The organism is Anaerolineae bacterium, assembly GCA_014360855.1.
Classification (GTDB): domain Bacteria; phylum Chloroflexota; class Anaerolineae; order JACIWP01; family JACIWP01; genus JACIWP01.
Genome location: JACIWP010000249.1, coordinates 1 through 4,412, shown reverse-complemented (window position 1 = coordinate 4,412; position 4,412 = coordinate 1). Strand labels below are relative to the sequence as shown.

The window sequence follows — 4,412 nt, the reverse complement described above, 5'->3', positions numbered from 1 at the left end:
CGCTTCCGCGCGCCTCCGACGAGGCACGGCCGGCGCGCCGGTCATATGGTATCATGACGAGGAGAGGGAAAATGCGCAACATCGCTTTCGGCCTGTTGGGGGTGGGCGGCGTCGGCTCCACCTTGCTGAACCTCCTGAACGATGAGATTGTCCGGACCGAGATGGCGGCACGCGCCGGCGTCCTTTTCCGGCCGCATCTGCTGGCAGATCGGCGCGGCATTCTGGCCGCGGCGCAGGGCCTGAACGAGGCGCAGGTCCGCCGCGCTCTGGAGGCCAAGGCCGCCGGCGGTTCCGTGGGCGAAGCTCCCGGCGGGACGCCGGCCGCCTTCCTGGACGATGTCTGGGCCGCCCTGCGCGACCTGGGGGACCTGGAGCGGTTCATCCTGGTGGACGCCACGGCCAGCGACGATACGGTGCCCCTGCTCCTGCGCGTCCTGGACGCCGGCGGCTGTGTGGTGCTGGCCAATAAGCGTCCGCTCACCGGTGAATGGGGCGATTTCCTGCGGCTCACCGCCAGCCGGCGCTGTCGCTTCGAGGCCACCGTCGGCGCCGGCCTGCCCGTCATCCGCACGCTCCAATCCCTGCTGGACACCGGCGACCGCGTGCTCTCCATCCAGGGGGTCTTCAGCGGGACACTGGCCTATATTTGCACGGCGCTGAACCGGGGGGAGCGCTACTCCGAGGCCGTGCGCTCCGCCATGCAGGCCGGCTATACCGAGCCGGATCCCCGCGACGACCTGGGCGGCATTGACGTGGCGCGCAAGGCGCTCATCCTCTGCCGCATGATGGGCCACTCCATCGAACTGCGCGATGTGCACGTCACTTCCATGATCCCCAGCGCGCTGGAGGGCCTGGACCTGCCGGCCTTCCTGGAACGCCTGCCAGAGGGCGATGCGGAGGTGGAGGAAATCGTGCGGGAGGCGGCCTCGCGCGGAGTGCGGCTGAGCTACGTCGCCAATATCGGCGGGGAGGTGCCGGTGGTGGGACTGCATGAGGTGCTTCCGGACAGCCCCATCGGCCGGCTGTCCGGCACGGACAACATCGTGGTGTTCCACACCACCCGCTACCGCAGTGCGCCGATGGTCATCCAGGGGCCGGGCGCCGGCCGCGAGGTCACCGCCGGCGGCATCCTGGCCGATATGGTGGACCTGGCCCTCTGCATGCCCTGAACCCTGCTCCCATCCGGGGGTGATATCTTCACATTCATGGGGGAAAGAGATGAAGGAGAAGATTCCCGTCACCGTTCTGGGCGCCACGGGCGCTGTGGGCCAGCGCTTCGTCTCCCTGCTGGCCCAGCATCCATGGTTCGAGCTGGTCGGGCTGGCCGCGTCGGAGCGTTCCGCCGGCCAGCGCTATGGGGAGGTGTGCCGGTGGACGCTGGATGCGCCGATGCCGGCGGGAGTGCGCGATATGCCGGTGCGCCCCATTGACACCAACCTGCCGGGCCGCATCCTCTTCTCCGCCCTGCCGGGCGAGCTGGCCGGCCCGGTCGAGGAGGAGATGGCGCGCGCCGGCTACATCGTCTGCTCCAACGCCTCGGCCCACCGCATGGACCCCGACGTGCCGCTGGTCATCCCGGAGGTCAATCCGGACCATATCGGCCTGATCGCGGTACAGCGCCGGCGGCGCGGCTGGAAGGGCTGTATCGCCACCAATCCCAACTGCACCACCACCATTATGGTCATGGCGCTGGCGCCGCTGGCCCGGCGCTTCGGACTGCGGCGGGTGCATGCGGTGTCCCTGCAGGCGCTCTCCGGCGCCGGCTATCCGGGTGTCCCTTCGCTGGATATTGTGGACAACGCGCTCCCCTACATTGGCGGCGAGGAGGATAAGGTGCAGAGCGAGCCGCTGAAACTGCTGGGGACGTTGGAAGGGGATGCGGTGCGGCCGGCGGCCTTCGCGGTCAGCGCGCAGTGCAACCGCGTGCCGGTGCTGGAGGGGCATATGGTCTGCGTCTCGCTGGAGCTGGAGCGGGATGCCTCGATGGAGGAAATCCGCCAGGCATGGGAGTCGTTCCGCGGGGAGCCGCAGGAGCTGGGACTGCCCAGCGCGCCGGCCCAGCCCATCATCTATCGGCCGGAGCCGGACCGCCCTCAGCCGCGCCGGGACCGCGACGCCGGCGCCGGCATGGCCGTGACGGTGGGACGCCTGCAGGACTGCCCGGTGCTGGGGAAGAAGTTTGTGGTCCTTGGCCACAACACGGTGCGGGGAGCGGCCGGCGGTTCCCTCGTGTTGGCTGAACTCCTGGTCGCAAAAGGTCTGGTGGACTGACAAAACAGCCTCCCGCAGGATTCCTGCGGGAGGCTGTCGTTTCCTCACAGCTCGGCCAGCTCCGGCCCTTCCAGCGCACTGCCCTCCGCCGGCAAGCTCTCGCTCCCCAACCCCACCTCCTTGAGCCACAGCTCGCGATAGGTCAGGGTCCAGACCGCGGAGACGAAGGTCTGATACAGGCCGGTGAGGAAAAGAAGGGGCAGACCGATGATCACCATGCCCACGGGCACCCCGATGAGCAGGGAGGGCCACACCGTGCGGGTGGCCTGATATATCAGGAAGGCCGGCGCGCCGCCCATGACCGCCGCCAGCACGAATAGGACGATGAAAATCGGCAGGAGCACCAATCCCCAGCCGATGCCGATGGCCAGGAGCAGGAGCCAGATGACCGCCACGTTGGAGAAGTGCTCCCTCAGCATCCGATATGCTTCGGTGATGGATTCCAGCGTGCCCTTGCCGCTGAGCGCCGCCTGCCGGTAGGCAAGTTGGGCGATGACGCTGAGGGCGACGCCGGCCACAATCAGCACCGCCACGAAGAAGAGCATCAACAGCACCGTCAGCCCGATGCCCACCACCTTGGCGCTGACGGTATCCACCAGCAGTAACAGCAGGGGGGACAGCCCAATCGCGATGAGCAGGATGGCCACCAGCGCGAACGGTATCCCCAGGACCAGGTCAATCAGGAACATGTACCACGCCGGCCGGGTCCATCCCAATCGGAACCCCTCGCCCACGGTGACCGTCCCCTGCGTCTCCTCCACATGCGCCACCATACGGATCAGCGCGTTCTGGGCGAAATAGCGCACCACGATGCTGACCAGGAGCCAGAGGAACAGCAGGACGGCCACAACGATGAGCACTTTGCCCAGGGCGTTCAGGGAGATGCCCAGGTCGCCGGAGAAGGTGTCCCACAGGTACTGGAGCCAGCGAGTGAAGGAATCCTGGGCCGAAGGGTCCCAACCGCGAAAGTCCAACTGCCGGCCGCTGAAGCTGTAGCCGCGAAAGCCGCCTGCCGGGTTCCCCGACACCAGTGCCAGCAGAATGCCGAAGAGCCACAGCGCGCGGCGCGTCCATGTGATCTTGAGCGCGCGCTTCAATATCTCGGTGTAGTTCATGCGGGTATCCTCCCTATTTCATGTTATAACCGCCGGCGCGCCATCTGCACGCCGAACCAACCCCACATTCCCAGGCAGACCACCGCCAACAGCGAGACGTACACGAGCGTGGGCATCAGGAAACTCATCAGCCAGTCCCAGAACGAGGCCGGCAAAATGTTGTGGATACCCAGTACCTGACAGCCCAGGTCCCTCAGTCCCGGGATTGTCTCGAGCCAGTAGGGCGCGTTCAGGGAGGGGAAGATGCCGGCCAGCCAGCTCAGCCAGGTGTTGGCCGGCGCAAACAGGCCGGCCGCCATGACCGCCAGCCCGAAGGCCATGGTCAGGACAGCGGCGGCCTCCACCAGCGCACCCCATACCACCAGCCCGGCCGGGAACGCCCACGTTATCCAGGAAGGCCGGCGGAGATAGGATGCGGCCGGCCGGTGCGGAAGCATCTGGACGAGGGCGGAGGACAGCGCCCGCGCCCGCTCGGCCGTCGCGCCAGGCACTTCCCAGATGCGGAGAGCGCGGGACAGCCGGCGCAGTTCCTCCAGCCGATGGGCGCATTCCGCACACTGGCGCACATGCTCCTCCATCAGCATGCGCCGGCGGGGCTCCAGCTCTCCATCGGCGAAGGCCGTCAACAGGGAAACCAGTTCATCGTGCGTCATTCGCATCCTCCTCCAAGCCGCCGGCAGGGTGCTCCGGCAGTTCCAGCAGAGGCGCCAGCCTTTCCCGCAGGAGCTGGCGCGCGTAATGCAGGCGCGACATCACCGTGCCCATGGGAATGTCCAGCATCTCGGCAATCTCCCGATAGGACAGGCCCTCGTACTCCCGCAGGATAAGCGCTACCCGACACTGCGCCGGCAGGGACAGTACCGCCTGGCGCACAAGCTGGCGCATCTCCTCCCGCTCCAGGTGACGCAGGGGGGTCTCCTCTGCTGACGGGGCCGGCGGTACCGTCTCGTCCAGCGGCTGTTCAGGGTTCTGCCGGCGCAGGTAATCCAGGGTGGTATTGGTGACGATGCGACCCAGCCAGACCCG

The 4,412-nt window shown here is 67.4% G+C and carries 5 protein-coding genes; 2 read left to right on the top strand and 3 right to left on the bottom strand.

All coding sequences use genetic code 11. The features are described 5' to 3' along the window. Nucleotides 1-71: 71 nt before the first annotated feature. Together H5T60_12045 and asd are read left to right on the top strand one after the other, a co-directional pair. Nucleotides 72-1,169: a homoserine dehydrogenase gene (locus tag H5T60_12045; protein ID MBC7243163.1), complete on the top strand. Its 1,098-nt coding sequence runs from the start codon at nucleotides 72-74 to the stop codon at nucleotides 1,167-1,169. A gap of 49 nt (nucleotides 1,170-1,218) precedes the next feature. Beyond that, complete coding sequence (asd, locus tag H5T60_12040; protein ID MBC7243162.1) at nucleotides 1,219-2,271, top strand: aspartate-semialdehyde dehydrogenase; 1,053 nt, start codon at nucleotides 1,219-1,221, stop codon at nucleotides 2,269-2,271. Between the two features lie 44 nt (nucleotides 2,272-2,315). On the opposite strand, the gene H5T60_12035 is transcribed toward asd, so the two are convergent. From H5T60_12035 to H5T60_12025, 3 genes are all read right to left on the bottom strand, one after another. Next, nucleotides 2,316-3,386 carry a hypothetical protein gene (locus tag H5T60_12035; GenBank protein MBC7243161.1) on the bottom strand — a complete coding sequence of 357 codons (1,071 nt, stop codon included), beginning with the start codon at nucleotides 3,384-3,386 and terminating at the stop codon, nucleotides 2,316-2,318. Between the two features lie 23 nt (nucleotides 3,387-3,409). Beyond that, a complete protein-coding gene (locus tag H5T60_12030) occupies nucleotides 3,410-4,039 on the bottom strand; it encodes a zf-HC2 domain-containing protein (GenBank protein MBC7243160.1) in 630 nt (209 codons plus the stop codon). Beyond that, nucleotides 4,026-4,412 (bottom strand): sigma-70 family RNA polymerase sigma factor (locus tag H5T60_12025; protein ID MBC7243159.1); only part of this gene is annotated, 387 nt, incomplete at its 5' end. The genes H5T60_12025 and H5T60_12030, both read right to left, overlap by 14 nt.